Genomic DNA, 24,214 nt, shown 5'->3' on the forward strand with positions numbered 1-24,214 from the left:
GGGAGTCACTACATGAAATTCACCTCACTTCTCGCAAGTGCCGCAATGGTGCTGGGTCTGGCGACCGGCGCCATGGCGGAGGACAAGACCAAGGTCGGTTTTGTCTATGTCGGCCCGGTCGGCGACGGCGGCTGGACCTATGAGCACGACAAGGGCCGCCAGGCCGTCGAGGCGGAATTTGGCGACAAGGTCGAAACCGTGTTCGTCGAAAGCGTGCCCGAAGGCCCCGATGCCGAGCGGGTGATGACCCAGATGGCGCTCGAAGGCGCCGATCTGATCTTTACCACCTCGTTCGGTTACATGGATCCCACGATCAACGTTGCCAAGAAGTTCCCGAAGGTGAAGTTCGAGCATGCCACCGGCTATAAGCAGGCCGAGAACGTGTCGGTCTATTCGGCCCGTTTCTATGAAGGCCGCGCCGTGCAAGGCACCATCGCCGGGCGCATGACCAAGTCGAACATCGTGGGTTACATCGGCTCCTACCCGATCCCCGAAGTGATCCGGGGCATCAACTCGGCCTTCATCCACGCCCGCAAGGTGAACCCGGACGTGCAGTTCAAGATCGTTTGGGCCTATACCTGGTTCGATCCGGCGAAAGAGGCCGATGCTTCCAAGGTGCTCATTGAACAGGGTGCGGACGTGATCCTGCAGCACACCGACTCGACCGCGCCGCAGGCCGCCGCGCAGGCCGCCGGCAACGTGATCACCTTTGGCCAGGCCTCGGACATGAGCGAATATGCCCCGATGCCGCGCGTCAGCTCGATCATCGACAACTGGGCGCCCTATTACATCGCCCGCACCAAGGCGGTGATGGATGGCACCTGGACCAGCGTAAGCACCTGGGACGGCATCGGTGCCGGCATGGTGGGCATCGGCGAGATCTCGGACGCGGTTCCGGCCGATGTGAAGGCCGAGGCGCTGGCGCTGAAGGACGCGCTTGCCAACGGCTCTTATCACGCATTCACCGGCCCGCTGAAGAAGCAGGACGGGTCGGACTGGCTGGCCGAAGGCGAAACCGCAGATGACGGCACGCTGGCGGGCATGAACTTCTACGTCGAAGGCATCGAAGGCGACATCCCGAACTGATCCCCGGCCTGATGACCGGACCAAAGGCCCCGCCCCGGCGGGGCCTTTTTCTTTGCGGCTTGCACCGCCGGGCCAAGAAAATTCGTCGAATTTTCTTGGCCGTTCCACCCCGGGAAGATCGGCAAAAACGTGCCGATGCGTGTATGATGGTTCGGTTTTCCCGCATAGGGTGCGACCCGTTCAGCGTGTACCCTGTCCCTGCCCCATACGTATTTTCAGGGGTGGCATTTTCATAAAGGAGACTGACATGGCACGTTTTGTTGTCGATACCGGCAATCTGGAAATGGACAAGACCACCGAGATGGAGCTTCAGGGCGAAATCCAGAAGCTGGTCCTTGGCCATATCGCCCGCACCGGGTTCGAGAAGCCCTGGGTGACGAAGTTCCCCCGCGACTGGTACGGAATCATCCTGCACCCCGAACTCGACCCGTTGCTGGAGCGGGAAAAGCAGATGGGCAACATGCTCGCCCGCCTGGGGTGAGGCCGATGTCCAGCCCCGACAGAACCTGCCCGAGCGCGCGCTGCGCGCCGGGCAACCAGCTCTTGGGCGTCAAGGGGTCGGACGGGCATGTGCGCCATCTGCGCAGTTCCATGACCATCGACGCCGATTTCGTCGAAACCGCCTCTGCCCATGGCAAGCCCGAGGCGCGCATGCGCTTTTCCTCCCCCTGCGCGACCTCGGGCTGTGCGCAATGGACCGGCAGCCGCTGCGGGGTGATCGACCATGTGCTGGAGCATCTGGAAGCGGCCCGCGTGCCTCTGGCCAATAGCCTGCCGCTCTGCCCGATCCGCGCCAGTTGCCGCTGGTTCGATCAGACCGGCGAAACCGCCTGTCGCGCGTGCAGCATGGTGATCACCGACCAGTCGGCTATTGCCGCCGAATAGGAAAGGGGCCGGAAACGGCCCCTTTCGCCTGATCACCGTGATGCTTTAGTGGCCTCCCGAGAAAACCAGGGTTTGCACCGGCATCAGCAGGACCCGCAGCCGCAGGCCTGCGGCATGCACCACGCCGATTGTGTCCACCACATGCAAAAAGGCGCGTTCGAAGCCACCCAGGTCAGGGTCATGCTCCAGACGGTCATGGTTGTTGGTGTACACGTTGGCAAGGCAGGCGCTGCCCGGTGGCAGCAGATCGGCCCCGCCTTCGTAGAGCGGCTCCAAATAGACGGTCACGCTGCCGGGCGTCAGGTTCTTGGCCGGGTCGCGCAGCACGTCGCTGGGGTGGATCTGTCCCGAGGGGATCACGTCCTGCACCGCCACCACCACCATGGGAACGATGGTAAAGGGCTTGGTCATGCAACCGATCTCGCCGACCATGCCCGGTTTGATCACTTGTGCCGCCATCTGATTGAACCCGGCCTGGAACCGGCCCCGGCCCGAATCCGACGGCACCAGAAGACCCGCAGGGCGCAGCAGCGGGCTGACATAGTCACCGACCTCAAGCCCGAACTGTTCGATACGGCCAGCTACCCCTGCGACGATCAGGGTCTTTCCCAGTTCGGCCTCAGCCAGTTCAAGCTGCGCCTGGGCGCTGGCCATCTGTGCCGGGATCAGAACGTCGATCTGCTGCTGCGCTGCCGCCTTGCCGGCCTCGGCCGCCTGCAACAGCGCCTCACGCTCGCTCACCAGATTGTCCAGCCGCTCGATTTCGGTCAGGCGCACGGCGCTCGACCCCTGATCCTTGAGCGTCTGGTTGCGGGCCAGATCCTCTTGCGCCTGGGTCAGCGCCGCCCGTGCCTGGGCAATGCCAGCATCGGCCATGGCCAGATCGGTCAGCGCCAGTTTGCGCGCCGCCTCGATCTGGGCGATGCCGGCATTGGCCGCCTCGACTGCCGCCCTTTGCGAGAGGCCCTCAAGGCGTAGAATCGGCTGGCCCGCTTCGATTACCTGGTTGTTGGTCACATAGATCTCTTCGACGCGCCCGCCGACCTGGGGCAGGATCGTCACCGTGCGGAAATACGAGGTTACCGCGTTGGTCGCAGGATGAAAGTAGAAGAGCGTGGTGATGACCGTCAGGGTCAGCATCGCACAACTGGTAAGCCCCCAGCGCAATTCATACCAGACCGAGAACAGGGTTAGCTCATGCCCAATGCGCTTGCCCTGAACATAGCGGCGGAACAGATAGTCCGGCAAAAGCGTGACAAGCGCGCAGAGTATCGTTTCGAGCATGGGTCAGTGCCCCTCTGTCGCAGCGGCAGGATGGGAATGCGGTTCGGCAACCGTCTCCGGCGACGCATCGTCCTGCCTCTCGGAATCGGTGCCGCGCGCGCGGATCGCATCGGCGATGGCGCGCAGCGGTGCGGCCAGATCGGGAAGCTGGAACCCCGCCACCAGAACCGCAGCCACCCAGAACACGTTGTTATGAGTAAAGAGCGCCAGCAGCGCCAGAATTCCCACCAGCTGAAACTGGGAATGGTTGCTTTTGTGGGCCATGCGTTCGGGCAGGGCATGCAGGGTGAAATAGCCAACGCCGATCAGCAGGATCAGGCCAATGGTAAAGACCGCCATGAAACCCAGCAGGAAATCACTGCCGTCGGCGGCCACGATATAGGACGGCACATGTCCGGATGCCATCGGATGTATGTTCTCCGCGCTCAAACTGCTCTCCCGAAAACACTTAATCAGTCAGCGCAACTATGCGCCGCCGGAACCGCAGGGTGCAAGCCGTCGCGATCAAATAGGATTTGATCTTTTCGACCCTTTCGGTGCGTGCCATTGTCCGCGCATGACATCGCTCCTCACCACCCCCGACGGCAGCCCGGCAAGCGCTTTTGCCTTTGGAACCATGCAATTTGGCGGCCGCGCAGACGCGGCAGCATCGGCGGCAATGTTCGATGCCTGCCGCCAGGCGGGCCTCAGCCATTTCGACACCGCCTATGTGTATACCGGCGGCCAGTCCGAGACCCTTTTGGGAGAGATGATCCGGGCCGAGCGCGAACGGCTCTTTATCGCCACCAAGGTGGGCTATGACGGAGGCGCGGGCGCTGCCAACATGCGCGCGCAATTCGATGTCTGCCGACAGCGGCTGGGTCTCGACATGGTCGATGCGCTTTATCTGCATCGGTTCGACCCCGATACCGACCTGAACGAAACGATGGAGTGTTTTGCGCGGCTGCGTGACGAGGGGAAGATCCGCTATGTCGGCCTGTCGAATTTTGCCGCCTGGCAGGTGATGAAGGCAGTCGCTGTGGCCAGCCTGTTCGACCTGCGCATCGACCTGATGCAGCCGATGTACAATCTGGTCAAGCGCCAGGCCGAGGTCGAGATCCTGCCGATGTGCGCCGACCAAGGGATCAATGTGGCCGCCTATTCGCCGCTGGGCGGTGGCCTGTTGACCGGGAAATATGCGGGAGGCGGTGCGGGACGGCTGACCGAGGATCACCGCTATGCCGCGCGGTATGGTCTGGACTGGATGCCGCGCGCGGCCGAAGGGCTGGCCGAGATCGGGGCCGAGTTGGGCGTCGATCCGGCGACGCTGGCGGTCGCCTGGGTGGCGGCCAGCCCGCTGGGCGCGCAACCCATCGTCTCGGCCCGTTCAGCCGAGCAGTTGCGCCCCTCGCTGGCGGCAATGGAATTTCAGATGTCGCCGGAGCTTTATGCGCGGCTCACGGCGCTGAGCCCGACGCCGCCCCCGGCGACGGACAGGATCGAGGAACAGGCATGATCGACTTTCTGGTGATCGGCGGCGGTATCGCGGGCCTGAGCGCGGGCGCGCGCCTGTCGGCGCATGGCAAGGTGACGGTGCTCGAGGCCGAGGATGCGCTGGGCTACCACGCCTCGGGCCGCTCGGCGGCGCTGTTCGAGGCGGCTTATGGCAAGCCTGCGGTGGTGGCATTGAACCGGGCCAGCGCCGATTATCACCACACCGCAAATGGCGGCTATCTGACCCCGCGCGGGCTGATGCTGTTGGGTGGCGCAGATCAGGCGAATGCGTTTCAGACGGATGTCGCCGACATGGAGATGACGCCGATTTCGGTGGACGAGGCGCGGGCCATGGTGCCGATCCTGAACCCGGAAACGGTGGTCTATACCGCCCATCATGCCGAGGCCTGGGATATCGACACCGACCGGCTGATGCAGGATTTCGCGCGTGTCATTCGCGCCAATGGCGGCGCTGTGCTGACCCGGCGGCGGGTGTCGCGGATATCACACGGCGCGGTCTGGCAGGTCGAGGCCGGAGAGGTCTTCGAGGCGCGCAACATCGTCAACGCCGCCGGGGCCTGGGCCGATCAGGTGGCGGTGATGGCAGGGGTGACCCCGATCGGCTTGCAGCCCTATCGCCGCTCGATGGCGCGGATCCCTGCACCCGGCGGCCATGACGTGAGCGGCTGGCCCATGCTGATGGGCGTGGGCGAGACATGGTACGCCAAGCCCGATGCGGGCAAGCTGATCGTCTCGCCCGCCGATGCCGACCCGGTCGAGCCGCAGGACGCCTGGGCCGATGACATGGTGCTGGCCGAGGGGCTGGCGCGCTATCAGGAAATGGTGACCGAGGAGGTGACTCGGATGGACAGCAACTGGGCGGGCTTGCGCAGTTTTGCCCCCGACCGGGTGCTGGTGCTGGGGCCGGACCCAGATCAGCATGATTTCATCTGGTGTGCCGGTCAGGGTGGCTATGGGTTCCAGACCTCGCCCGCGGCCTCGCAATTGCTGTGCGACCTGGTGACAGGCGCCGCGCCCGAGATCGAAGCCGGGGTGGTGGCGCAGTTGCGGCCGGAGCGGCTGAGATGAGCCGCAAGCCGCCCTCGGTCGCCAGTATCGCTACGACTGGTGAAGGTGCGCGCATGCTCGCGCCCGCCGCGGAACGGAACGTGGGCGTACTCTGCGACCTGCTGGAGCAGGTGGCACCGCATCAGGGCCGCGCGCTGGAACTGGCCAGCGGCACCGGCCAGCATGTCAGCGCCTTCGCCGAACGACTGCCGGGGCTTCACTGGCAACCGACCGAAGTGGACGCCCAGCGCCGCGCCAGCATCGACGCCTATTGCAAAGGCCTGGACAATGTCGCGCCTGTGCAGGAGCTGAACGCAACGCGCCCCGGCTGGGGCGCGGACTGGGCGGGGCAGGACCTGGTGGTGCTGATCAACCTGCTTCACCTGATTTCCGAGGGAGAGGCGGCGACCCTGATCGCCGAGGCCGCCGCCGCGCTGGCGCCAGGCGGGCGGCTGGTGATCTATGGCCCCTTCATGCGGGCGGGCGAATTGACCAGCGAGGGTGACGCGCGGTTTCACGCCGCCCTGACGGCAGATGATCCCGAAATCGGATACAAGGACGATTTCGACACGATGGACCGAATGCAGGCCGTCGGGCTTGAGATGGCCGACGTGGTCGAGATGCCCGCGAACAATCTGGCCCTGATCGCTGAAAAGCCGCGGGTCTGATCCAGATCAAGGCCGCCGGGCCGGCAACCCTTACACATGCCGATGTCAATATGTGTGTAAGGACATTCGAATGAACTGGAACGACAAGCTGTCAGCCACCCGCGCGGGGCTGCGCAATCTGCATGGCGCCATTCCCGACACCGCCCGCGCCTTTGGCGCTCTGGGCAAGACGGTCAAGGAAGGCGGCACGCTGGATTTCAAGACCAAGGAATTCGTGGCGCTCGGCATCTCGATCGCGTCGCGTTGCGAGCCCTGCATCTCTCTGCATGTCGAGGCGCTGGTCAAGGCCGGTGCCAGCCGCGAGGAACTGTCCGATGTGTTGGCCATGTCGATCCAGATGGGGGGCGGCCCATCGATGATGTATGCCGCCAAGGCGCTGGAGTGTTTCGACGAACTGGTCGGGTAACGAGCAGTCCGGGGCGCGGACGAAGCGCGCGCCCCGCCACATCCGGGATCAGCCGTAGATATGGCCACCCAGGTATTTGCCACCGTTGTCGCAACAAAAGGTGACGACGCGTTTGCCCGGCCCGATTTCTTGCGCCAGCTGGATTGCGGCAACCACGTTCAGGCCGGTCGATCCGCCACCGAAGACGCCGGTTTCCCGCGCCAGGCGTCGGCACATCTCGAATCCCTGCTCCTGATCAATCGCCCGAATGTCAGACAGCCGCCCACGGTCCAGAAAGGGCGGTTCAAAGCCGACCCCCACCCCTTCGACCCGGTGCGCGCCGCCCTTGCCGGTGGTGAGCAACGGTGATTGCAGCGGTTCGAGCGCGATCACCTGCGCCGTGACCCCGGCCTGTGTCATGCCATCGGCCGCACCCATCAGCGCCGCCCCGGTACCGACCGCCGAGACCAGAACATCGACCTGCCCGCCCAGAGCCTCCGCAATCTCGCGCCCCATCGGTTCGTACCCCGCTCGCACTTCGGGCGAACCGAACTGATCGGCGTAATAGCTGCCCGGTTCCCCGGCCAGTGCAAAGGCGCGCGCCTTCATCCGCTGGATCAGGTCTGGCGTGATGCCCTGACCATGGCTCTCCTCAACCAGAACCTCGGCGCCGAAGGCCGCCATCGCCTGCCGCTTGCTGGCCGAGAAGGCATCGGAGAACACCGCCGTGAAGCGCAATCCCAGCACCGCCGAGACAAAGGCCAGCGCGGTGCCGGTGCTGCCGCCGGTATATTCGACCACCCGGTCGCCCGGGCGCAGGTCGCCGCGCCGCATGGCACCGCTCAAGACCGATATGGCCATCCGGTCCTTGTAGGACCCGGTGGGATTGCCGCCTTCGAGCTTGATCCAGATCTCGGCGCCGCCTTCCGGCTCCAGCGCGCGGAGGCGGACCAGCGGTGTGTTGCCGACTGCCGTCAATGTGTCGTCACCACGCATCCCGTTAACCATTCGACGTCAACACACAGTCCCATTCGCTGCCGTCCGGGTCGGGGTCGCGATACAGGGCACTGTCGCCCTTGGTCCAGATCGAACGGCCAAAGCTGCCCTCGTATTTCGCACCCGACCCGGTCGGCACCAGGGTACCGGTATCGATGCTGTCGCCGCGTTCGAACCGGACGCTGGGCAGTTCGGTGGCATAGAAATATGTCACGACCTCGTTCGCCGGATTGCCGCCGCAGGCCCAGAAGGCAATGCCGGTCGGCTCCTCCAGCATCCAGCGAGCGACCAGCTCGCCCTCGCGCCGCAGATAGGTATCGGCGATACAGGTACGCAAATCGCCCGCCTTCCAGCACTCGTCGCGGCCCTTGATCCAGCCGCGCTGTTCGGCGCGCAGGCTCTGTTTTGCCTGCTCGGCGCCAGTGTCCAATCCGTCGATCACCGCAAGCGCCGCAGTGTAGCGTTCCGCGACCAGCCGATCGAGCCGGGCAAGGTCGGCATCCTCACAGATCAGGGTTTCGACATCGCTCTGTGCCTTGGAGCAGTCGAAGGAGGGGCCTTCCTGAGCGAACGCCGGGGCGGCCAGCAGAAGGCACAAGGTGAAACAGGCGCGCATGGCGTCTCTCCTGAATGGCGAACTCGAAATCGCTATTAGTCTAGCACACCATCACCATGGGCCAAGACCGCTGTCAGCGTCCACCGCGCAGCTTGCGCAGGCCGGTGATTGCGGTTTCGATCTGGCCAAGGCCCGGATTGTCGCGCAGGTGGATAGCGCGGCAGGCAAGCCGCATCTCGGGCGCGCCACGCACCGCGTGCAGCCGCCCGCGCCGCAGCGAGCCCATGACCATCGTATCGGGGAAATACCCCACCCCGCCGCGCCGCATCAGATAGCGCAGCCCCATCGCCGCATTGCCCAGAACGATATGCTGACGGCTGCCGGGCGGCATCACCTGCTGCCAGAGCCGGTCGTATTCGGCGCAGAATTCCAGGTTGATGAACAGCGGCATCTCGTCCCGCCCGAGCGTCAGGGGCTGGTCCGATACCAGCGTCAGCCGTTCGTCGGGCAGGTCAGTAACCTCGATCCCGGGCTGCGTCGGGCGGTCATGTACCAAAGCCAGGTCGACAAGGCGTTCGGCCACCGCCACCCCCATATCAAGCGCGTGATCATAGTTCAGGGTGAAGGGGACAACGCCCTGTTCCTGTTCCAGCCAGACCGCCATGTCGACCAACAGCGCATCCCAGAGCGACAGTTGCGCGCCCAGCCGCAAGGCGCCGCGCGCGCCGGGGCCGGCGGCCATTTCGGCTGTGACGAAGGTCCAGGTGCGCAGCATCTGCTCGGCATGCGGGCGGAACCGTTGCCCGGCAAGGCTGAGGCGCGTACCAGCCGGACCACGCTCGAAAAGCGCGACCCCCAGCGCGGTTTCAAGCGCCTTGATGCGGGCGCTGACAGCGGTCTGGGTGACGTTGAGCCCACGGGCTGCCGCGTGGAAACTGCCGGCCTCGGCAATGGCGAGAAAGGTTTCAAGCGCGGCTATCTGCATAACTGAAAAGATTTTCAGATCACTCTGAGCAAATCAATTCGTTTTTCTGCTCAGTCGCGCTCTGCTACCTTTGCCCCAGGCAGACACGAAGGAAACGCGCCATGCTGGACAAGTCACAAAAACCCACCTGGACCAGTTTCGAAGAGGCCACCCAGGCCGATTGGGACGCGGTGATGGAATATGAAGAGGCCTATAACGCCGCCCTGCCCGACCGGATACTGGACGCGATCCGCTCGCTGGACGAGGCCTGGACCCCCTACCCGATCAACCGCTATCAGCACTCGCTTCAGGCCGCGACCCGCGCCCATGCCGATGGCGCCGAGGACGAGATCGTGGTGGCCGCCCTGGTGCATGACGTGGGCGATATCCTGTCGCCCTACAACCACGGCGAACTGGCCGCGGCGATGATGAAACCCTATGTCAGCGAGAAATGTTACTGGATCCTGCAACATCACTGCGTGTTCCAGGGCTATTATTACAACCATTACTGGGGCGGCGACCGCAACGCCCGCGACAAGTATCGCGACAGCCCCTATTGGGAAGACGCGCGTTACTTCTGCCATGAATACGACCAATGCGCGTTCGACCCGGACTATCCGACCAAACCGCTGGAATTCTTCGAACCCATTCTGCGGCGGGTGCTGTCCCGCGGCGGCGGTCACATGGAGCTGAACGAGACCGCCGAAGGATAAGCGACGGAACAACGCCTCCCACCCGTTTCAGGTAATACCGGAACACATGACAGGGAGCGCGCTGATGAAATCCGCGATTCTGCTGGCCGCGATGGCCCTTGCCTCGATCCTGCAACAGTTGGCCCTGCGTGGGGCGGGGCCTCTCTAAGCGCCCGCGCCGCGCCCCGCGCGGCGCCCGGCCCAACGGGAGGGGGTGCATCTTTGATGCGCCTCCGACGGGCGGGAGCCCCCCTGCGGCGAAATGGCCCGACGGATCGGGGCGCATCACCCGTTTGACGCGTGAATGCCGTCAAACAGGAGTAACTCTGATGCGCCTTCTCCTTCTCGCTTCGGCCTGTGCCCTTGGCACCGCCGCCCTGGCCCAGGGCACGCCCGGAGCGCATTTCATCGAAAACTGGGACATGGATGGCGACGGGCTGATCACCGTCGCCGAGATCGCCGAGAAACGCGGCGAGATTTTCGTGATGTTCGACCAGAACGAGGATGGCGCGCTGGACGCCGCCGAATATGACCTGTTCGACGAAACCCGACGTGCCGATATCGAGGCCAATGCCGGTGGCCGCAAGGGGCCGATGGCGCTGGTCGATCAGGCGATGGACCGCACCTTCAACGATGCCGATGGCGACGGTCTGGTCTCGCTCGACGAGTTCGGCGCCCAGGCCCCCGCCTTCTTCGACATGCTCGACAAGAACGGCGATGGCGTGATCAGCAGCGCCGATTTCAAACCGGGCGGCTGAAACAAGAACGGCCCCGGATGTCCGGGGCCGTCTCTTCATTCTCAAAGGAGGCGTCAGCCGTCCTTGCGGATGGTCTCGTTCTTTGGGTCATAGGGGCTGTCGCAGGTCACGACCGCATCCCACAGCTGATCCAGCATCTTGACCTTCAGCTTGGTGCCTTCGACCGCCAGCTCAGGCTTCACATAGCCCATGCCGATCGACTTCTCGAAGGCCACCGAATAGCCACCCGAGGTCAGACGACCGACGCGCTCGCCTTCGGGCGTATAAAGCGCCTCGCGACCCCAGGGATCGGCATCGGCAGGCCCGTCGATCAGCAGCGTGCAGCATTTGGAGCGGATGCCCTTGGCCTCCATCTCGGCCTTGCCGTGGAAGTCTTTGCCAAGGTCCACGAAACGCGGCAGATCGGCCTCCAGCGGGGTCGCATCGCGGCCCAGTTCGGTGCCAAACGCGCGATAGCTCTTCTCCTGACGCAGCCAGTTCTGGGCGCGGGCGCCAACCAGCTTCATCCCGTGCTTTTCACCGGCAGCCAGCAGCAGATCCCACAGGTAGCGCTGCATCTCGATCGGGTGATGCAACTCCCAGCCCAGCTCACCCGTATAGGCCACACGGATCGCGTTCACGGGGCACATGCCCAGTTCGATCTGACGGGCCGACAGCCACGGGAAACGCTTGTTCGAGAGGGCGGTTTCGGGATCGGCGTCCTTGATCACCTCTTTCAGCACGTCGCGCGATTTGGGCCCGGCGATGGCAAAGACGCCCCACTGGGTGGTGACATCCTGGATCTCGATATAGCCGAACTCCTCCATCTTGTCCTCGGCCGCCTTGCGCAGGAAGTCGGCGTCATACTCCGTCCACGCCCCGGCGGAGACGATGTAGTAGTTGTTCTCGCCATTGCGCACGATGGTGTATTCGGTGCGGGTGGTGCCAGCGCTGGTCAGCGCATAGGTCAGGTTGATCCGGCCCACTTTCGGCAGTTTGTTGCAGGTGAACCAGTCCAGGAACTGGGTGGCGCCGGGGCCCTTGACCACGTGCTTGGTAAAGGCGGTGGCGTCGATCAGACCCACGCCGTTGCGGATCGCCTTGGCCTCGTCGACGGCGTATTGCCACCAGCCGCCACGGCGGAAGCTGCGCGCGTCATGGTCGAAATTCTCGGGCGCATCGAGCGGGCCGTAATAGTTCGGACGCTCCCAACCGTTGACGAAACCAAACTGCGCGCCCAGCGCCTTTTGCCGATCATAGGCGGGCGCGGTGCGCAGCGGGCGGCAGGCCTCGCGCTCTTCGTCCGGGTGGTGCAGGATGTAGACGTGTTCGTAGCATTCCTCGTTCTTGCGCGCCGCGAACTCGGTGGTCATCCAGTTCGAGCTGTAGCGCTTGGGATCGAGGCTGGCCATGTCGATCTCGGCCTCGCCATCGACCATCATCTGCGCCAGGTAATAGCCGGTGCCGCCGGCGGCGGTGATGCCAAAGGAGAAGCCCTCGGCCAGCCACATGTTGCGCAGGCCCGGTGCGGGGCCGACCAGCGGGTTGCCATCGGGCGTGTAGCAGATCGGGCCGTTGAAATCGTCCTTGAGGCCGCTTTCGGCGCAGGAGGGCACGCGCTCGGCCATCGCCATGTACTGATCGGCGATCCGGTCAAGATCGAGCGGGAACAGATCGGCGCGGAAGCTGTCCGGCACGCCATATTCGAAGCGCGCGGGCGCGCCGTGTTCGTAGATGCCGAGGATCCAGCCGCCGCGTTCCTCGCGGGCATAGGATTCGTTGTCGGCGTCGCGCACCACGGGGTGCTCGGGGTTGCCCGCCTCGCGCCATTTGACCAGTTCGGGGTCCTGATCCATGACGATGAAGGTGTGCTCAACCGGGATCGCCGGCATCTTGATGCCCAGCAGCTTGGCGGTGCGCTGCGCGTGGTTGCCCGATGCGGTGACGACATGCTCGGCGGTGATCACGACCTGTTCGTCGGAGGGCACGAGGTTGCCGCCTTTTTCCACCATCTTGGTGCAGGTCACTTCCCAATGGGTGCCGGTCCAGTGGAAGGCATCGGCCTGCATCTTGCGCACGATCTCCACGCCACGCTGGCGCGCGCCCTTGGCCATCGCCTGGGTCACGTCTGCGGGGTTAATATAACCGTCCTCGGTGTGATAGATCGCACCTTTGAGGTCCGAGGTCTCGATCAGCGGCCAGCGTTCCTTGATTTGGTCCGGGGTCAGCCACTCGTATTTCACGCCACAGGTCTCGGCGGTCGAGGCATAGAGCATATACTCGTCCATACGATCCTGCGTCTGCGCCATGCGCAGGTTGCCGACCACGGCGAAACCGGCATTCAGCCCGGTTTCCTCTTCCAGCGTCTTGTAGAAATCGACCGAGTATTGGTGGATATGAGTGGTCGCGTAGGACATGTTGAACAGCGGCAACAGGCCCGCCGCGTGCCAGGTCGAGCCGGAGGTCAACTCGTCACGCTCGATCAGCATGACGTCGTCCCAGCCGGCCTTGGCCAGGTGATAGGCGATCGAGGTACCGACGGCACCGCCGCCGACGACCAGTGCTTTGACTTGGGTTTTCATGGGACCGCTCTCCGGAATGAGTCTCTTTGGCATGGTTTATGCCGAAGCCCATTCTCACAAGCCAAGTCCATCCGACGCAAAAACGTGCAAAACCGACCTCCGCCTTGACAACGACGCGCGCGCCCGGTCCGGACACGGTCGCAATTGAGTATTTTGGGCGGAATGAAGGGCCATCACCGCTTCATTCCGCGACAAATACTCCCGCCGGAGGCGAGATTTTTCGTCGAAAAATCTCTGGCGTCGCCGCCGTACCGGTTAGAGAATCTTGCCCGGGTTCATGATGTTCAACGGGTCCAGTGCGGCCTTGATCGCGGTCATATAGCGGGTGGTCGCACCAAGTTCCTGGCCGAGATAGGCGCGTTTGCCCTGACCGATACCGTGTTCGCCCGTACAGGTGCCATCCATCGAGATAGCAAGTTCGGCCAGCCAGGCGGTGAACGCCTCGGTCTTGGCGATCTCGTCCGGGTCATCCTTGTCGATGAGCGGCGAGATGTGGAAATTGCCGTCGCCCACATGCCCGACCAGCGGCGCAAAAAGGCCGAGTTCCTCGGCCTTGGCGGTGGCGGCGTTGACGCATTCCGCCAGACGCGAAATCGGAACGCACACATCGGTGGCCAGCGCCGTGCGGCCCGGGCGCAGTTGCAGCGAGGCCCAGTAAAACTCGTGCCGCGCCTTCCAGAGCCGGTTGCGTTCCTCGGTCGAGGTGGTCCAGGCAAACCCGCTCCCCTCGTTTTCCTCGGCGATGCTGCCAAACAATTCGGCCTGCTCGGCGACGCCCGCCTCGGAGCCGTGGAACTCCAGCAGCAACAGCGGCGTTTCCGGCAGGTCAAGCTTGGAATGGGCGTTGACCGCCTGCACCGCAATCACATCGAGCAGTTCCATCCGCGCCACCGGGATGCCGAACTGGATCGTCGTCATCACCGCCTGACAGGCGGCATCGACCGTCGGGAAGGAGCAGCGGGCGGCCGAGATCGCCTCGGGGATGCCCTGCAGTTTCAGCGTGATCTCGGTGATGATGCCCAGAGTGCCCTCGGCGCCGATCATCAGCCGGGTCAGGTCATAGCCTGCCGAGGTCTTCTTGGCCCGTTGCGCGGTGCGGATCACCTCGCCGTCTGGCATCACCACTTCGAGCGCCAGGACATTGTCCTTCATCGTGCCATAGCGCACCGCGTTGGTGCCGCTGGCCCGGGTCGAAGCCATGCCACCCAGCGAGGCATTCGCGCCGGGGTCGATGGGAAAGAACAGGCCCTGGTCGCGCAGATGGGTGTTGAGCTGTTCGCGGGTGACGCCGGGCTGGACCACGCAATCCAGATCGCCCGCGTGCACGGCGAGAATAGTGTTCATCTGCATCAGGTCGACCGAGATGCCGCCGGCGGGTGCGTTCACGTGCCCCTCGAGCGAAGTGCCGGTGCCAAAAGGGATGACCGGCACCTTGTGTTCGGCGCAGGTCTTGACGATCTCGGACACTTCGGCGGTGGAGGTGGGAAAGACCACCGCATCGGGCGGCTGGTTCTCGATCCAGGTGGTGGTGTGGCCATGCTGTTCGCGGATCGCCTGGCCGGTCTGTACCCGATCACCGAAGCGCTGTTTCAGGATACCGATCACGGTTTCGATGCCGGTCTCGTTACGCGGCAATGCGGTGATCTGAGCCATGTCTGTCCCCCCCCTTGGCCCCGGCGGGCCAGCCCCGCCAAGGTTCATGTGTTAAGTAGAGAGCCGGGGGCTTGCGGGTCAATACCCACAAACCCCGACCGGCTCATTCGCCCATGGCGATACCTTCGCGGCGGGTATCGGCGGCACCCTTGAGGGTTTCACCGATCTCGATGGCGTGCAGGCCCGAAGTCAGTGCCCGCACCGAGACCTTGTATCCGAGGCCGGTCAGCGCCTCTTCCATCCCGGCCGCATCGGTGCCCTCTTCCAGGTCATAGGTGCCGAAGCGGTTGACCAGATGCGGCGCGTTCAGCGCCTGTTGCACGTTCATCCCCCAATCAGCCCAGGCGATGATCGACTGGGCGACATAGCCGATGATGCGGCTGCCGCCGGGCGAGCCGATGGCCAGAACCGGCTTGCCATCCTGCGTGACGATGGTGGGCGCCATCGAGGAACGCGGGCGCTTGCCCGGCTCCAGCCGGTTGGCGATGGGCACGCCATTGTCATGGGTCTTGAACGAGAAATCGGTCAGTTCGTTGTTCAGGAGGAACCCGTTCGTCATCAGCCGCGAGCCAAAGCCGTTTTCAATGGTGGTGGTCATCGACAAAACGTTGCCATAGCGGTCCACGATCGAGATATGCGAGGTCGAAGGCAGCTCGATGGAAATGTCATCGGCCCAGTTCGAGGCATGGTCGAACTCCGGGTTGCCGGGGTCTGCGCTCTCCAGTGCGTTGGGGCCGGCAAGCAGCTCGCTGCGCGATTTCAGATAGGCCGGGTCGACCAGCCCCTTTGTGGGCATCGGGACAAAATCGCTGTCGGCCATGTAGCGGCCCCGGTCAGCGAAGGCGAGGCGCGAGGCATCGCCGATGAGCCGCCAGCTTTCGGGGTTTTCGGCGCCCAGCGCCGCCAGGTCATAGGGCTCCAGCAGGCCCAGAATCTGCCCCACGGTCAGCGCGCCCGACGAGGGCGGTCCCATGCCGCAAACCTCAAAGGCGCGATAGCTGGCACAGACCGGTTCACGTTCGATCACCTGGTAAAGCGCCAGATCGGCCCCGGAGAGAACGCCTGGATTGCCCTCGGCATTGCGCACGGTGCGCACGATATCGGCGGCGATGGGACCGCCGTAAAAGGCGGCCGACCCTCCTGCGGCCAGCGCCCGCAGAGTGGCGGCATAAGCGGGGTTTTTCAGAGTATCACCGGCCTTGATTGCCGTGCCGCCGGGCAGGAAATAGGCCGCCGTTTCGGGGAAGCGGCCAAGCCTTTCGGCGTCTTCCCCGACCAGACCGGCAAGGCGCGGCGAGACGGTGAAGCCGTTCTCGGCCAGCCAGATCGCATCGCCAAACAGCGCCCCCCAATTGGCCCGTCCCCAGCGGCGGTGCGCCTCTTCCAGCAGGGCGGGCGTGCCGGGCGTGCCGACCGAGCGGCCACCGACCACGGCATCGAAGAATTTCAGCGGCGCGCCGGTTTCGTCCTGAAACAGGGTCGGCGTTGCCTCGCGCGGGGCGGTTTCGCGGGCATCGAGCGTGGTCATCTGCCCGGTATTGCCATCATACCAGACCAGAAAGGCGCCGCCGCCGAGACCCGAGCTTTGCGGCTCGACCAGACCCAGCACGGTCTGCACCGCAACCATCGCATCGGCAGCGGTGCCCCCCTGGCGCAGCACATTGCCCCCGGCCATGACCGCCAGCGGGTTGGCGGCGGCAACCATCCAGTTCTGCGCCTCGACCGGCTGTCCTGCCTCCTTGGCCGCCTGGGCGGCCTCGACCACGGCAGAGAACGGCCTGACCTGACCCGCTGCCGCGCCTTCGGGCGCCACCGTGTCGGCCTCTTGCTGCGCCAGTGCGGCCCCTGCCGCCAGCGCCGAAAGCCAGAGGCCCGCCATCATACCCGTTCGCATCGTCACTCTCCCTGCTGTCGCGTTACCGCGTTCATCCTGACAGCGATGCGGGGACGATACAATCTAAGGCTGTTCGGCTCTATCCACCTTGGCGGCTCAGAGCATCGCGGGCACCACCTGATCGGGTGGGCGGTGACCGTCGGCGAAGGTCTTGATATTGATGATCACCTTCTCGCCCATCTCGATCCGACCCTCCAGCGTGGCCGAGCCCATATGCGGCAACAGCACGACATTGGGCAATTCGCGCAGACGCGGGTTCACCTGGGTGCCGTGTTCGTAGACGTCCAGCCCCGCCCCGGCAATCTCACCCGCGCGAATCATCCGGGTCAGCGCGTTCTCGTCGATCACCTCACCACGCGAGGTGTTGACGATGACACCCGAGGGTTTCATCAGCTTCAGACGCCGCGCGTTCATCAGGTGAAAGGTCGAGGGCGTCGACGGGCAGTTGACCGAGATCACGTCCATTCGTGCGATCATCTGGTCAAGGCTGTCCCACCAGGTCGCTTCCAGTGCATCCTCGACCTCGGGCCGCAGCCGGCGGCGGTTGTGATAGTGGATCTGCATGCCAAAGGCACTGGCGCGACGGGCCACCGCCTGACCGATGCGGCCCATGCCAAGAATACCAAGCCGACGTCCACCGACGCGCCCGCCCAAGAGCGCGGTGGGCGCCCAGCCGGTCCATTCGTTCTTTTGCATGACCGCCAGCCCTTCGGGGATCCGGCGGGTGACGGCGAGAATCAGCGCCATGGTCATGTCAGCGGTGTCGTCGGTCAGCACACCCGGCGTGTTCGAAACCAGAATGCCGCGCTGACGTGCCGTGGCCACGTCAATGTGATCGACCCCGGCCCCGTAATTGGCAATCAGCCGCAACCGCTCGCCCGCCTGCGCCAGCAGGCCCGCGTCGATGCGGTCGTTCAGCGTCGGCACCAGCACATCGGCCTCGCGCAGGGCCGCGGCCAGCTCGTCGCGCGACATTGGCGTGTCGTCATCCCGCAGACGGACATTGAACAGTTCGCTCAGGCGGGTTTCCACCACCTCGGGCAACCGTCGCGTTACGACAACACTCAGACGTTCTCTTGGCACTTGAGCTCTCCCACGGCTTTGCAATTCGGTGCGCGCCATGGCATCGTGGCGCAGGAGAGAGCGGGGCACAAGAACCCCATGCGCAAATGACGCAGGCTTTTTCCGATTGAGCAGGCAGACATTCCGGCAGGCAGACAGTGACAGGTTACAGCAGTTTCATGCGCCCATTGGTGGCAGCTATCCTTTCGACATTCATAGCCATGGTACCAGGCGCTCCGGTAGCGGAAGAAGCCAAGCGTGGCACGGTGACCAATCTGCCGATTCCCCGATTTGTTTCGATGAAGGCGAACGAAGGTAACGTTCGGCGCGGCCCGTCGCTGACCCATCGGATCGACTGGGTGTTCAAGCGGCGCGATATGCCTTTGCAGATTACTGCCGAACATGGACATTGGCGCAAGGTCCAGGATCGAGACGGCGCTGGCGGCTGGGTTCACTATGCGCTGCTGTCGGGTGTGCGTACGGTGCTTGTGGAAAGGGACATGATGCCACTCTACGCTCGCCCCGACCCGGCCTCTCAAGTCGCCGCCCATTTTGAGATGGGCGTGGTGGCCCGATTGGGTAGTTGCACACAGGACTGGTGCCGTATTTCTGCCGGCGGGTATCGCGGCTGGGCCCCAAAGGAAAACCTTTGGGGCGTGGGCGCCGACGAACTTCGCGAATGAGGCGCTCGCAGAGCGCTAGAATTCACCCCTAATTCTTCCACCGCAAGCTACGCGGTCCTCCGCGCAGCAAGAAGCCAAGCGCCAGCGCCACGATCCCGACTGTGGCCAGCAAAATCACCGACCAGTTTGCTAACGCGACATTTGCCGCGATAACTCCAGCAAGCGCCCAAATGACTGCGAGCGGATAGGCCCATTCAGCTGGCCGCGCGCTCTGGACGATCAAGGCGACGACCAGGACTGCCACAAGCATCACCAGAGCCGATACTTGAGCGGTCAGAACACCGTAGCCGCCGAGAACCACGCCCGTCGCCACGCCGGTTGCCACCGTCAACCATCCCGCATAGAGCGCCACCGGCGCAGCTTGCCAAATAGCGGCCGTGGTTCCTGCGCGCAGCATGGCGGCAATAGCAAACGCCGCCATTGCACCGATCATGAACGTTGCAAGCAGCGGCGACGCGTTGGCCACCGCGATCCAGAAGGTTCCCAGACCAAGGCTCACCAATAGCGGCGCCCGCATACGCTCCCAGTCGAAATCGCGCCGCGCGTTCACAAGCCCCCAAATCGCCCCAAGAATCAACCAGACATAGATCACTCCCCAGATGCCAAACGCCCAGCCCGCGGGCTGAACCGGCCAGAAGTCCGAGACCACGGGAAACTGCTCGGGGCGAAAACCTGCAAACTCGCGAGTCATCAGCGGCGACAGGGCAAACGCGATCGAAGCCAGCGTCACCGCAACGGCGAGATAGGGTGTTTTCTGGTGTGACATGCCGATTTCTCCGTGCGCGCGCTTAGATGGCGATCAGCGTCCTTCACCGGGATTCGGGCGTATGGTTGCAATCAGTTCTGCCACCTTGATACCGAACTTGCGCATCTCGGATTTGTTCATGATGACACCATTTTCGGTAAGATATAGCCAGTCGGTCGCGGTCAGGCGATGCCCGCCCGCGTCTTCTGGCAAAACGATCTGGTATTCCATCTTGACGGTCGCTCCGGACATGGTGCCCCTGGCCTCTCCGACAATGTCATCGGCGATTGCCGTGAAGCTGTTGCCCTCGCCAAGCTTCAGGAACCATTTGCGGCTTTGCTGCTTGCCATTGGAATAGGTGAATTCCTCGCTCAACGTACCAGTGTCCCCATCCCACTCACCAACCATCCGGGCTACGAAACTGTTGGTCATCTTACCGGTCGGCCCATAAATCAGGCCCTCGGACAAGAACTCGCCCGAAAGATGGGTCTTTAGGGTAAAGACGGGCCCGGTGTCGGCATAATTGGACGGTTTCTGCGCCCGAAAGCTCAGAAACAGGGATTTTGCGGCCATGATAAGAATGACCAGAACTAGCAGAGTGGTGAGAAGCTTCATGCGATTTGGTTCTCTGTGGGAAGCGCAAGAACAAGTGCCAATGCGCCAAGTTTCAGGAGACATGGGAAGACGGCGTAAGAGACGTTGAGCGCACCCAACGCGGCGGCGCTGTTTGACGCGCCCGGTACAAAACCGCTGAACTCAAGCAACGGCAACGTTAGGAACGCAGCCAATGCAAGGCCAAGCTTGCCTGCGAAGGACCAGATACCGAAGGCCGCCGACGCTTCGAGCCCCGCTTTTGTCAGTGCCACCGAAAACATGGTCGGCAGAATGACCATGTCGGCTCCCAGAGCGGCGCCGGAGGCCAGGCAAATCGCAGCGAATCCGATCAGGTTACCGGGAGCTAGGAACGCTGCACCGACAAAGCCTAGAATGGCCAACGGCATGGCGATCATCAGCGTCGCTTTCGCCCCCATCTTTTGGCTTGTCCACACCCAAAACGGCACGCTGAAACCCGCGCTGAGAAAGAATAGGATCAACAAGGGGCCTGCTTTGCCTGCCAGCTGTAGGCGGTCCTCGACGAAGAAAAGGAACAAGGTAGAAGTAATCGCCACCGGCAGGCTATTCACCAAGGCAAGGGTCAAAAGCCGCATAGCCCCAGCCTGACGAAGACCAACGAGTGAAAGACGTTCCGCCTGGAGCGGTTCCCGGCGCCAAATTGGTAAAGTAAGCACCGCAGTGCCCAATGCGATAGCTCCGAGAAACAGTCCAAACGCACCATAACCTTGTTCGGCTGCTCCCAGAGTGACCAGGATCGCCGGAGCAATGGCCGCAACGATCACTCCCGCCAACATACCGGCCTCGCGATACGCCGCCAGCCGCATCAATTCGCGCGGTGTGGGCTCCGCAGCCAGGGTTGCGCTGCGCCCATAGAGCAAGATCATGCCCAAGCTATATGCCGAGAACAGCAGCACAAGGATCACCAAAAGACGCGCCACAACGCTTGACCCCGGTTGCGTCGCAAAAAGCAACGGAAAGCCGATCGCCAATCCAAGGGCGGCAGCCACGGCAAACAGGCTTTGAGCGCGTGGCCATCGGTCGATCGCCCAGCCGATCAGCGGGTCCTGGACAAGATCAACCAACCGTATCGCCAACAGGATCGCACCGATCGCACCAAGACCAATGCCAAGCTCCACCGAAGCAAACCTAGGCAGATGTATATAGAGAGGGATGCCGGCCGCGGCCAGCATCAGCGCATAGAGGCTGACACGCGGGTAAATCATCACTCGCCCTTCAGTTTCCGAGTAAAGGAGCTCGACCGTGTGTTCTCACCCAGAAAAATCGCCATGAAGTAGGTTTTGATCTCGGGGTAGCTGAGTGTGCATACCCTGTTCCCATTCAACCAGAACCCGATCTGGTTCTTTCCGCTGGACACGGCGACATAGCGGTCGCCCTTGCTCACATCGCGGAAGCACTTCTCAAGCTGTCCGCGTACCGGCAGGTCGACTCCGGTGCGATTCAGCTCGCGCATGGTACCTTCGACCAGGTCCTTTCCGGTCAGGTCGCGCATGTATTTCAGTTCAAGCGCGAAATCCTTGCTCCAATCCAACGGGGCGCCTGACCTAGTGTACAGCTGCGCCTCGTAGAGTGGGAAACCGACATAACGAAAAGTCGCTGCACCGCGCAGTTCCGCCCCCGGCAGAGCTGAAGTGATGGTAGAGGCCAGCGCAGCAAAGGGAACAAGCAGCGTGGCCATAACGATCAAGAGGCTACGCATGAGCGAGCTCCACCTGAACGACGTTGGTGTGCCCCACGGCAAAGGACGCGGCACAGATTTCAAGATAGTAGTGCCAGTTCCGGAAGAATCCTTCGCCATATCCCAAATCGGATATCTGTCGCTTTTGAGCACTCAGGCGTTCGGCCCAAATACGGCAGGTTCTGGCATAGTCCTGCCCAAAGGCGAAATTGTCGCGCACCGCAAGGCCCGCGCCCTTGGCCTGGGTCGCGATCACGCTGTCCGACAGCAGCATGCCCCCGGGAAAGACATATTGGCGGATATAGTCGGACGAGTTCTTGTAGGTCTCAAAGAAACTGTCCTTGACGGTGATCGCCTGCAACAGTACGCGCCCGCCCTCGGCCAGATTGCGTTTGAGGGTGGCAAAGTAGCTTGGCCAATAGCGTGCTCCGACCGCCTCTACCATTTCGATCGACACGATGTTGTCGTACCGGCCATTGATGTCACGGTAATCGCTCAACTGGATGTCCGCGCGCCCATCCAGGCGGCATTCTGCATAGCTGTGCTGGTTTCGGGAAATCGTGACACCAGTGACATCATATCCATGTGTGCTGGCCTGCTCGGCGAAACCGCCCCAACCACAGCCTATTTCAAGCAAGCGGTCCCCGGATGCCAATCGCGACAGGGCGCGCGCATTCTTGCGGGTTTGAGCGTGAGCCAGGTCATCGTCGGTCAGGTCGAACAACCCAGACGAATATGTCATCCCCTCATCCAGCCACAGCGCATAAAACTCGTTGCCCACGTCATAGTGAGAGCGGATATTCTTGCGCGCGCCGCTCCGTGAATTCGCTCTGAGGACCGTGTCTACAAGCCGGAACTTGGCCTTGTTGAGTGGACTGGCCTTATCATATGCCCCAAAATGCTCGCGATTTTTCATCGCGACGGTCATCAGCCCCTCGATCGAGGATGTGTCCCAAAGTCCATGAACATAGCTTTCACCCAGGCCGACCTGCCCATGTGCGGCCATGGCGGACACGGCAGACCAATCACGAATAACCATTTCGACCTCTGGCCCGGTATGGCCGAAGCGATAGAGTTCGCCCTCTGGCGTTCGCAGGGTCAGTTGGCCGTCACGCAGTTGCTCGCAGGTCGACAGGAAATTCGATCTCAAGGCCTTGTTGGTGAAGCGCATTTTCCATTCCTTTGAATTGGTGACGTTCATTGAGCCCACGCACGACACGCAGGGCGCTGGCAATGCCATCCTCGTGGAAACCGTGCCGGTTCCAGGCGCCTGCAAACCAGGTCCGATTGAGGCCCTGCATCTCCCGAATGGCCTGCTGGGCCTTCAAAGCGGCGCTGTCAAAGACAGGATGGGCAAACTCCACCTCGTCATAGATCGCCTCCTGAGGGATCTCGATCGATGGGTTCAGGGTGACAAACAGTGGATCAGTCTGAGGGATGCTCTGCAGCTTGTTCATCCAGTAGGTGACGCCGATACTGCCCTCCTGAGAGCGGTAGGACCAGCTTGACCAGCAGGCCCGGCGCCTAGGCATCTGTCGTGTGTCACAATGCAAGACGGCGGTGTTGGGCTGATAACGGATGGAACCCAGTGCCTCCAGCTCGGCACGGGTGGCGTCCTCCCCCAGCATGCCCAGGGCCTGGTCGGAATGGCAGGTCAGAACCACTTCATCAAAGGACTCCGGGGCATCACCGCCAGCGACGATGCGAACCTCGAAGGCATCTCTTTGAACATGTCGGACGGACGTGTTGGTGCGGATCGTGCAGCCCCGAGCGATCAGTGCTGCCTCCAACCTGCGCACATACTCGATGCTTCCGCCCTTGACCGTCCACCATTGGTGTTCACCGGCACCCGCCAGAAGAGCGTGATTGCGGAAGAACCGCACCAGCGATTTCGCCGGAAATTGATCAATCTCGCCCATTGGTGTCGACCAGATCGCTCCGCACATCGGCATCAGATAGTTGTTTCGAAACCAGTCCCCCAATCCCAGATCGTCAACGAGTTGCCCGATGGTTTTGTCATCATCCTTAGCAGCAGCTTCTGCGTTCTTTCCGAACCGGATGATGTCGGCGATCATCTTGTAGAATTGCGGGCGCAGCAGGTTGCTTTTCTGTGCCGTGATCGCGCCCATGTTCGACAGGCCATATTCCAGCCAACCGTCGTTGATGCTGGCACCAAAACTCATCTCACTTTTGATGACCGGCACGTCGAGCTCGCGAAATAAGCGTGTCAGGTAAGGATAGGTCACGTAGTTGAAAACGATGAACCCGGTATCGACCGGTTGGTCGCCATTCCTGCCTGCCATCACGGTGCGCGCATGCCCGCCGAGCCTGGGCGCGGCCTCGAACAGGGTGACATCGTGATATGGCGTAAGGTAATACGCGGCGGAAAGGCCAGAGATGCCGCCTCCGATTATGGCGATCTTTTTACGCGGCCCCTGGGTCTGATCAAACATTCCGTCCTCGTGTTTCCAACGTCCTTAAGCATTTACG

Annotated in this window: 25 protein-coding genes; 10 read left to right on the forward strand and 15 right to left on the reverse strand. The window is 62.8% G+C overall.

Annotated elements, in window-relative coordinates; translation table 11 throughout:
* Positions 1–12: 12 nt before the first annotated feature.
* The 3 genes from AC2FNY_RS04590 (at position 13) to AC2FNY_RS04600 (ending at position 1,971) form a co-directional block, all read left to right on the forward strand.
* Complete coding sequence (locus tag AC2FNY_RS04590; protein WP_496801765.1) at positions 13–1,086, forward strand: BMP family ABC transporter substrate-binding protein; 1,074 nt, start codon at positions 13–15, stop codon at positions 1,084–1,086.
* Positions 1,087–1,333: 247 nt separating this feature from the next.
* Positions 1,334–1,567, forward strand: coding sequence for a hypothetical protein (locus AC2FNY_RS04595; RefSeq protein WP_234137495.1), 234 nt, complete (start codon positions 1,334–1,336; stop codon positions 1,565–1,567).
* A gap of 5 nt (positions 1,568–1,572) precedes the next feature.
* Positions 1,573–1,971 carry a hypothetical protein gene (locus AC2FNY_RS04600; protein WP_496801766.1) on the forward strand — a complete coding sequence of 133 codons (399 nt, stop codon included), beginning with the start codon at positions 1,573–1,575 and terminating at the stop codon, positions 1,969–1,971.
* Positions 1,972–2,016: 45 nt separating this feature from the next.
* On the opposite strand, the gene AC2FNY_RS04605 is transcribed toward AC2FNY_RS04600, so the two are convergent.
* On the reverse strand, positions 2,017–3,255 hold the full coding sequence (locus AC2FNY_RS04605; protein ID WP_496801767.1) for an HlyD family secretion protein: 1,239 nt from the start codon (positions 3,253–3,255) through the stop codon (positions 2,017–2,019).
* A gap of 3 nt (positions 3,256–3,258) precedes the next feature.
* Entirely contained in the window at positions 3,259–3,660 is a 402-nt protein-coding gene (locus tag AC2FNY_RS04610; protein WP_234216000.1) for a hypothetical protein, read from the reverse strand.
* Positions 3,661–3,811: 151 nt separating this feature from the next.
* Here AC2FNY_RS04610 and AC2FNY_RS04615 point away from each other — a divergent pair, with 151 nt between their 5' ends.
* The 4 genes from AC2FNY_RS04615 (at position 3,812) to AC2FNY_RS04630 (ending at position 6,870) form a co-directional block, all read left to right on the forward strand.
* Positions 3,812–4,750: an aldo/keto reductase gene (locus AC2FNY_RS04615; protein ID WP_496801768.1), complete on the forward strand. Its 939-nt coding sequence runs from the start codon at positions 3,812–3,814 to the stop codon at positions 4,748–4,750.
* Complete coding sequence (locus AC2FNY_RS04620) at positions 4,747–5,817, forward strand: NAD(P)/FAD-dependent oxidoreductase (protein WP_496801769.1); 1,071 nt, start codon at positions 4,747–4,749, stop codon at positions 5,815–5,817. The genes AC2FNY_RS04615 and AC2FNY_RS04620 overlap by 4 nt, the downstream gene beginning before the upstream one ends.
* On the forward strand, positions 5,814–6,464 hold the full coding sequence (locus AC2FNY_RS04625) for a DUF938 domain-containing protein (protein ID WP_496801770.1): 651 nt from the start codon (positions 5,814–5,816) through the stop codon (positions 6,462–6,464). Before AC2FNY_RS04620 ends, AC2FNY_RS04625 begins: the two co-directional genes overlap by 4 nt.
* Positions 6,465–6,534: 70 nt before the next feature.
* The gene (locus AC2FNY_RS04630; RefSeq protein ID WP_234137488.1) at positions 6,535–6,870 is read left to right on the forward strand and encodes a carboxymuconolactone decarboxylase family protein; all 336 of its coding nucleotides are present in this window, start codon (positions 6,535–6,537) and stop codon (positions 6,868–6,870) included.
* A gap of 48 nt (positions 6,871–6,918) precedes the next feature.
* Here AC2FNY_RS04630 and AC2FNY_RS04635 read toward each other — a convergent pair whose 3' ends face one another.
* The 3 genes from AC2FNY_RS04635 to AC2FNY_RS04645 form a co-directional block, all read right to left on the reverse strand.
* Positions 6,919–7,845: a PLP-dependent cysteine synthase family protein gene (locus tag AC2FNY_RS04635; RefSeq protein WP_496801771.1), complete on the reverse strand. Its 927-nt coding sequence runs from the start codon at positions 7,843–7,845 to the stop codon at positions 6,919–6,921.
* 4 nt (positions 7,846–7,849) lie between these two features.
* A complete protein-coding gene (locus tag AC2FNY_RS04640) occupies positions 7,850–8,461 on the reverse strand; it encodes an MliC family protein (protein ID WP_234137486.1) in 612 nt (203 codons plus the stop codon).
* Between the two features lie 73 nt (positions 8,462–8,534).
* Positions 8,535–9,386, reverse strand: a complete 852-nt coding sequence (locus AC2FNY_RS04645) for a LysR family transcriptional regulator (protein WP_234142867.1) — start codon at positions 9,384–9,386, stop codon at positions 8,535–8,537.
* Between the two features lie 101 nt (positions 9,387–9,487).
* On the opposite strand from AC2FNY_RS04645, the gene AC2FNY_RS04650 reads away from it, so the two are divergent.
* Together AC2FNY_RS04650 and AC2FNY_RS04655 are read left to right on the forward strand one after the other, a co-directional pair.
* The gene (locus AC2FNY_RS04650; protein WP_234137484.1) at positions 9,488–10,078 is read left to right on the forward strand and encodes an HD domain-containing protein; all 591 of its coding nucleotides are present in this window, start codon (positions 9,488–9,490) and stop codon (positions 10,076–10,078) included.
* Positions 10,079–10,386: 308 nt separating this feature from the next.
* Positions 10,387–10,815: an EF-hand domain-containing protein gene (locus tag AC2FNY_RS04655; protein ID WP_234165763.1), complete on the forward strand. Its 429-nt coding sequence runs from the start codon at positions 10,387–10,389 to the stop codon at positions 10,813–10,815.
* A 53-nt stretch (positions 10,816–10,868) separates the two neighbouring features.
* Here the strand turns inward: AC2FNY_RS04655 and AC2FNY_RS04660 are convergent, their stop codons facing one another.
* The 4 genes from AC2FNY_RS04660 to AC2FNY_RS04675 all read right to left on the reverse strand — a co-directional run bounded on the left by AC2FNY_RS04660 (position 10,869) and on the right by AC2FNY_RS04675 (position 18,006).
* Positions 10,869–13,376, reverse strand: a complete 2,508-nt coding sequence (locus AC2FNY_RS04660; RefSeq protein WP_234165762.1) for a GcvT family protein — start codon at positions 13,374–13,376, stop codon at positions 10,869–10,871.
* Between the two features lie 255 nt (positions 13,377–13,631).
* Positions 13,632–15,029, reverse strand: coding sequence for an FAD-binding oxidoreductase (locus AC2FNY_RS04665; protein WP_496801772.1), 1,398 nt, complete (start codon positions 15,027–15,029; stop codon positions 13,632–13,634).
* A 103-nt stretch (positions 15,030–15,132) separates the two neighbouring features.
* Positions 15,133–16,923 (reverse strand): gamma-glutamyltransferase, encoded by a 1,791-nt coding sequence (gene ggt, locus AC2FNY_RS04670; RefSeq protein WP_496801773.1) that lies wholly within the window; start codon positions 16,921–16,923, stop codon positions 15,133–15,135.
* 96 nt (positions 16,924–17,019) lie between these two features.
* Positions 17,020–18,006 (reverse strand): 2-hydroxyacid dehydrogenase, encoded by a 987-nt coding sequence (locus tag AC2FNY_RS04675; RefSeq protein ID WP_234137479.1) that lies wholly within the window; start codon positions 18,004–18,006, stop codon positions 17,020–17,022.
* Between the two features lie 200 nt (positions 18,007–18,206).
* Between AC2FNY_RS04675 and AC2FNY_RS04680 the strand changes: the two genes are divergently transcribed.
* Entirely contained in the window at positions 18,207–18,668 is a 462-nt protein-coding gene (locus tag AC2FNY_RS04680) for an SH3 domain-containing protein (protein ID WP_235775929.1), read from the forward strand.
* A gap of 28 nt (positions 18,669–18,696) precedes the next feature.
* Here the strand turns inward: AC2FNY_RS04680 and AC2FNY_RS04685 are convergent, their stop codons facing one another.
* Genes AC2FNY_RS04685 through AC2FNY_RS04710 form a run of 6 tightly spaced genes read right to left on the reverse strand, consistent with a single transcriptional unit; the run spans position 18,697 to position 24,177 of the window.
* Positions 18,697–19,434, reverse strand: a complete 738-nt coding sequence (locus tag AC2FNY_RS04685; RefSeq protein ID WP_496801774.1) for a TspO-related membrane protein — start codon at positions 19,432–19,434, stop codon at positions 18,697–18,699.
* Positions 19,435–19,467: 33 nt separating this feature from the next.
* Positions 19,468–20,028: a DUF3833 domain-containing protein gene (locus tag AC2FNY_RS04690; RefSeq protein ID WP_234165760.1), complete on the reverse strand. Its 561-nt coding sequence runs from the start codon at positions 20,026–20,028 to the stop codon at positions 19,468–19,470.
* Positions 20,025–21,251 (reverse strand): MFS transporter, encoded by a 1,227-nt coding sequence (locus AC2FNY_RS04695; RefSeq protein WP_234137475.1) that lies wholly within the window; start codon positions 21,249–21,251, stop codon positions 20,025–20,027. The genes AC2FNY_RS04690 and AC2FNY_RS04695 overlap by 4 nt, the downstream gene beginning before the upstream one ends.
* On the reverse strand, positions 21,251–21,745 hold the full coding sequence (locus tag AC2FNY_RS04700; RefSeq protein WP_234137474.1) for a hypothetical protein: 495 nt from the start codon (positions 21,743–21,745) through the stop codon (positions 21,251–21,253). Before AC2FNY_RS04700 ends, AC2FNY_RS04695 begins: the two co-directional genes overlap by 1 nt.
* Positions 21,738–22,895, reverse strand: coding sequence for an SAM-dependent methyltransferase (locus tag AC2FNY_RS04705; RefSeq protein ID WP_234176497.1), 1,158 nt, complete (start codon positions 22,893–22,895; stop codon positions 21,738–21,740). The genes AC2FNY_RS04700 and AC2FNY_RS04705 overlap by 8 nt, the downstream gene beginning before the upstream one ends.
* Entirely contained in the window at positions 22,834–24,177 is a 1,344-nt protein-coding gene (locus AC2FNY_RS04710; RefSeq protein WP_496801775.1) for an NAD(P)/FAD-dependent oxidoreductase, read from the reverse strand. Before AC2FNY_RS04710 ends, AC2FNY_RS04705 begins: the two co-directional genes overlap by 62 nt.
* Between the last annotated feature and the right edge of the window lie 37 nt (positions 24,178–24,214).

The organism is Ruegeria sp. BHSC223, from assembly GCF_059613025.1.

Coding starts and splice junctions, on each gene's coding strand:
- AC2FNY_RS04710 (WP_496801775.1), bottom strand. CDS start 24,177: ATGTTTGATCAGACCCAGGGGCCGCGTAAAAAGATCGCCATAATCGGA.
- AC2FNY_RS04665 (WP_496801772.1), bottom strand. CDS start 15,029: ATGGCTCAGATCACCGCATTGCCGCGTAACGAGACCGGCATCGAAACC.
- AC2FNY_RS04695 (WP_234137475.1), bottom strand. CDS start 21,251: ATGATTTACCCGCGTGTCAGCCTCTATGCGCTGATGCTGGCCGCGGCC.
- AC2FNY_RS04690 (WP_234165760.1), bottom strand. CDS start 20,028: ATGAAGCTTCTCACCACTCTGCTAGTTCTGGTCATTCTTATCATGGCC.
- AC2FNY_RS04610 (WP_234216000.1), bottom strand. CDS start 3,660: ATGGCATCCGGACATGTGCCGTCCTATATCGTGGCCGCCGACGGCAGT.
- AC2FNY_RS04595 (WP_234137495.1), top strand. CDS start 1,334: ATGGCACGTTTTGTTGTCGATACCGGCAATCTGGAAATGGACAAGACC.
- AC2FNY_RS04655 (WP_234165763.1), top strand. CDS start 10,387: ATGCGCCTTCTCCTTCTCGCTTCGGCCTGTGCCCTTGGCACCGCCGCC.
- AC2FNY_RS04630 (WP_234137488.1), top strand. CDS start 6,535: ATGAACTGGAACGACAAGCTGTCAGCCACCCGCGCGGGGCTGCGCAAT.
- AC2FNY_RS04615 (WP_496801768.1), top strand. CDS start 3,812: ATGACATCGCTCCTCACCACCCCCGACGGCAGCCCGGCAAGCGCTTTT.
- AC2FNY_RS04650 (WP_234137484.1), top strand. CDS start 9,488: ATGCTGGACAAGTCACAAAAACCCACCTGGACCAGTTTCGAAGAGGCC.
- AC2FNY_RS04685 (WP_496801774.1), bottom strand. CDS start 19,434: ATGTCACACCAGAAAACACCCTATCTCGCCGTTGCGGTGACGCTGGCT.
- AC2FNY_RS04700 (WP_234137474.1), bottom strand. CDS start 21,745: ATGCGTAGCCTCTTGATCGTTATGGCCACGCTGCTTGTTCCCTTTGCT.
- ggt (WP_496801773.1), bottom strand. CDS start 16,923: ATGCGAACGGGTATGATGGCGGGCCTCTGGCTTTCGGCGCTGGCGGCA.
- AC2FNY_RS04705 (WP_234176497.1), bottom strand. CDS start 22,895: ATGCGCTTCACCAACAAGGCCTTGAGATCGAATTTCCTGTCGACCTGC.
- AC2FNY_RS04620 (WP_496801769.1), top strand. CDS start 4,747: ATGATCGACTTTCTGGTGATCGGCGGCGGTATCGCGGGCCTGAGCGCG.
- AC2FNY_RS04640 (WP_234137486.1), bottom strand. CDS start 8,461: ATGCGCGCCTGTTTCACCTTGTGCCTTCTGCTGGCCGCCCCGGCGTTC.
- AC2FNY_RS04680 (WP_235775929.1), top strand. CDS start 18,207: ATGGTACCAGGCGCTCCGGTAGCGGAAGAAGCCAAGCGTGGCACGGTG.
- AC2FNY_RS04625 (WP_496801770.1), top strand. CDS start 5,814: ATGAGCCGCAAGCCGCCCTCGGTCGCCAGTATCGCTACGACTGGTGAA.
- AC2FNY_RS04590 (WP_496801765.1), top strand. CDS start 13: ATGAAATTCACCTCACTTCTCGCAAGTGCCGCAATGGTGCTGGGTCTG.
- AC2FNY_RS04605 (WP_496801767.1), bottom strand. CDS start 3,255: ATGCTCGAAACGATACTCTGCGCGCTTGTCACGCTTTTGCCGGACTAT.
- AC2FNY_RS04600 (WP_496801766.1), top strand. CDS start 1,573: ATGTCCAGCCCCGACAGAACCTGCCCGAGCGCGCGCTGCGCGCCGGGC.
- AC2FNY_RS04645 (WP_234142867.1), bottom strand. CDS start 9,386: ATGCAGATAGCCGCGCTTGAAACCTTTCTCGCCATTGCCGAGGCCGGC.
- AC2FNY_RS04635 (WP_496801771.1), bottom strand. CDS start 7,845: ATGCGTGGTGACGACACATTGACGGCAGTCGGCAACACACCGCTGGTC.
- AC2FNY_RS04660 (WP_234165762.1), bottom strand. CDS start 13,376: ATGAAAACCCAAGTCAAAGCACTGGTCGTCGGCGGCGGTGCCGTCGGT.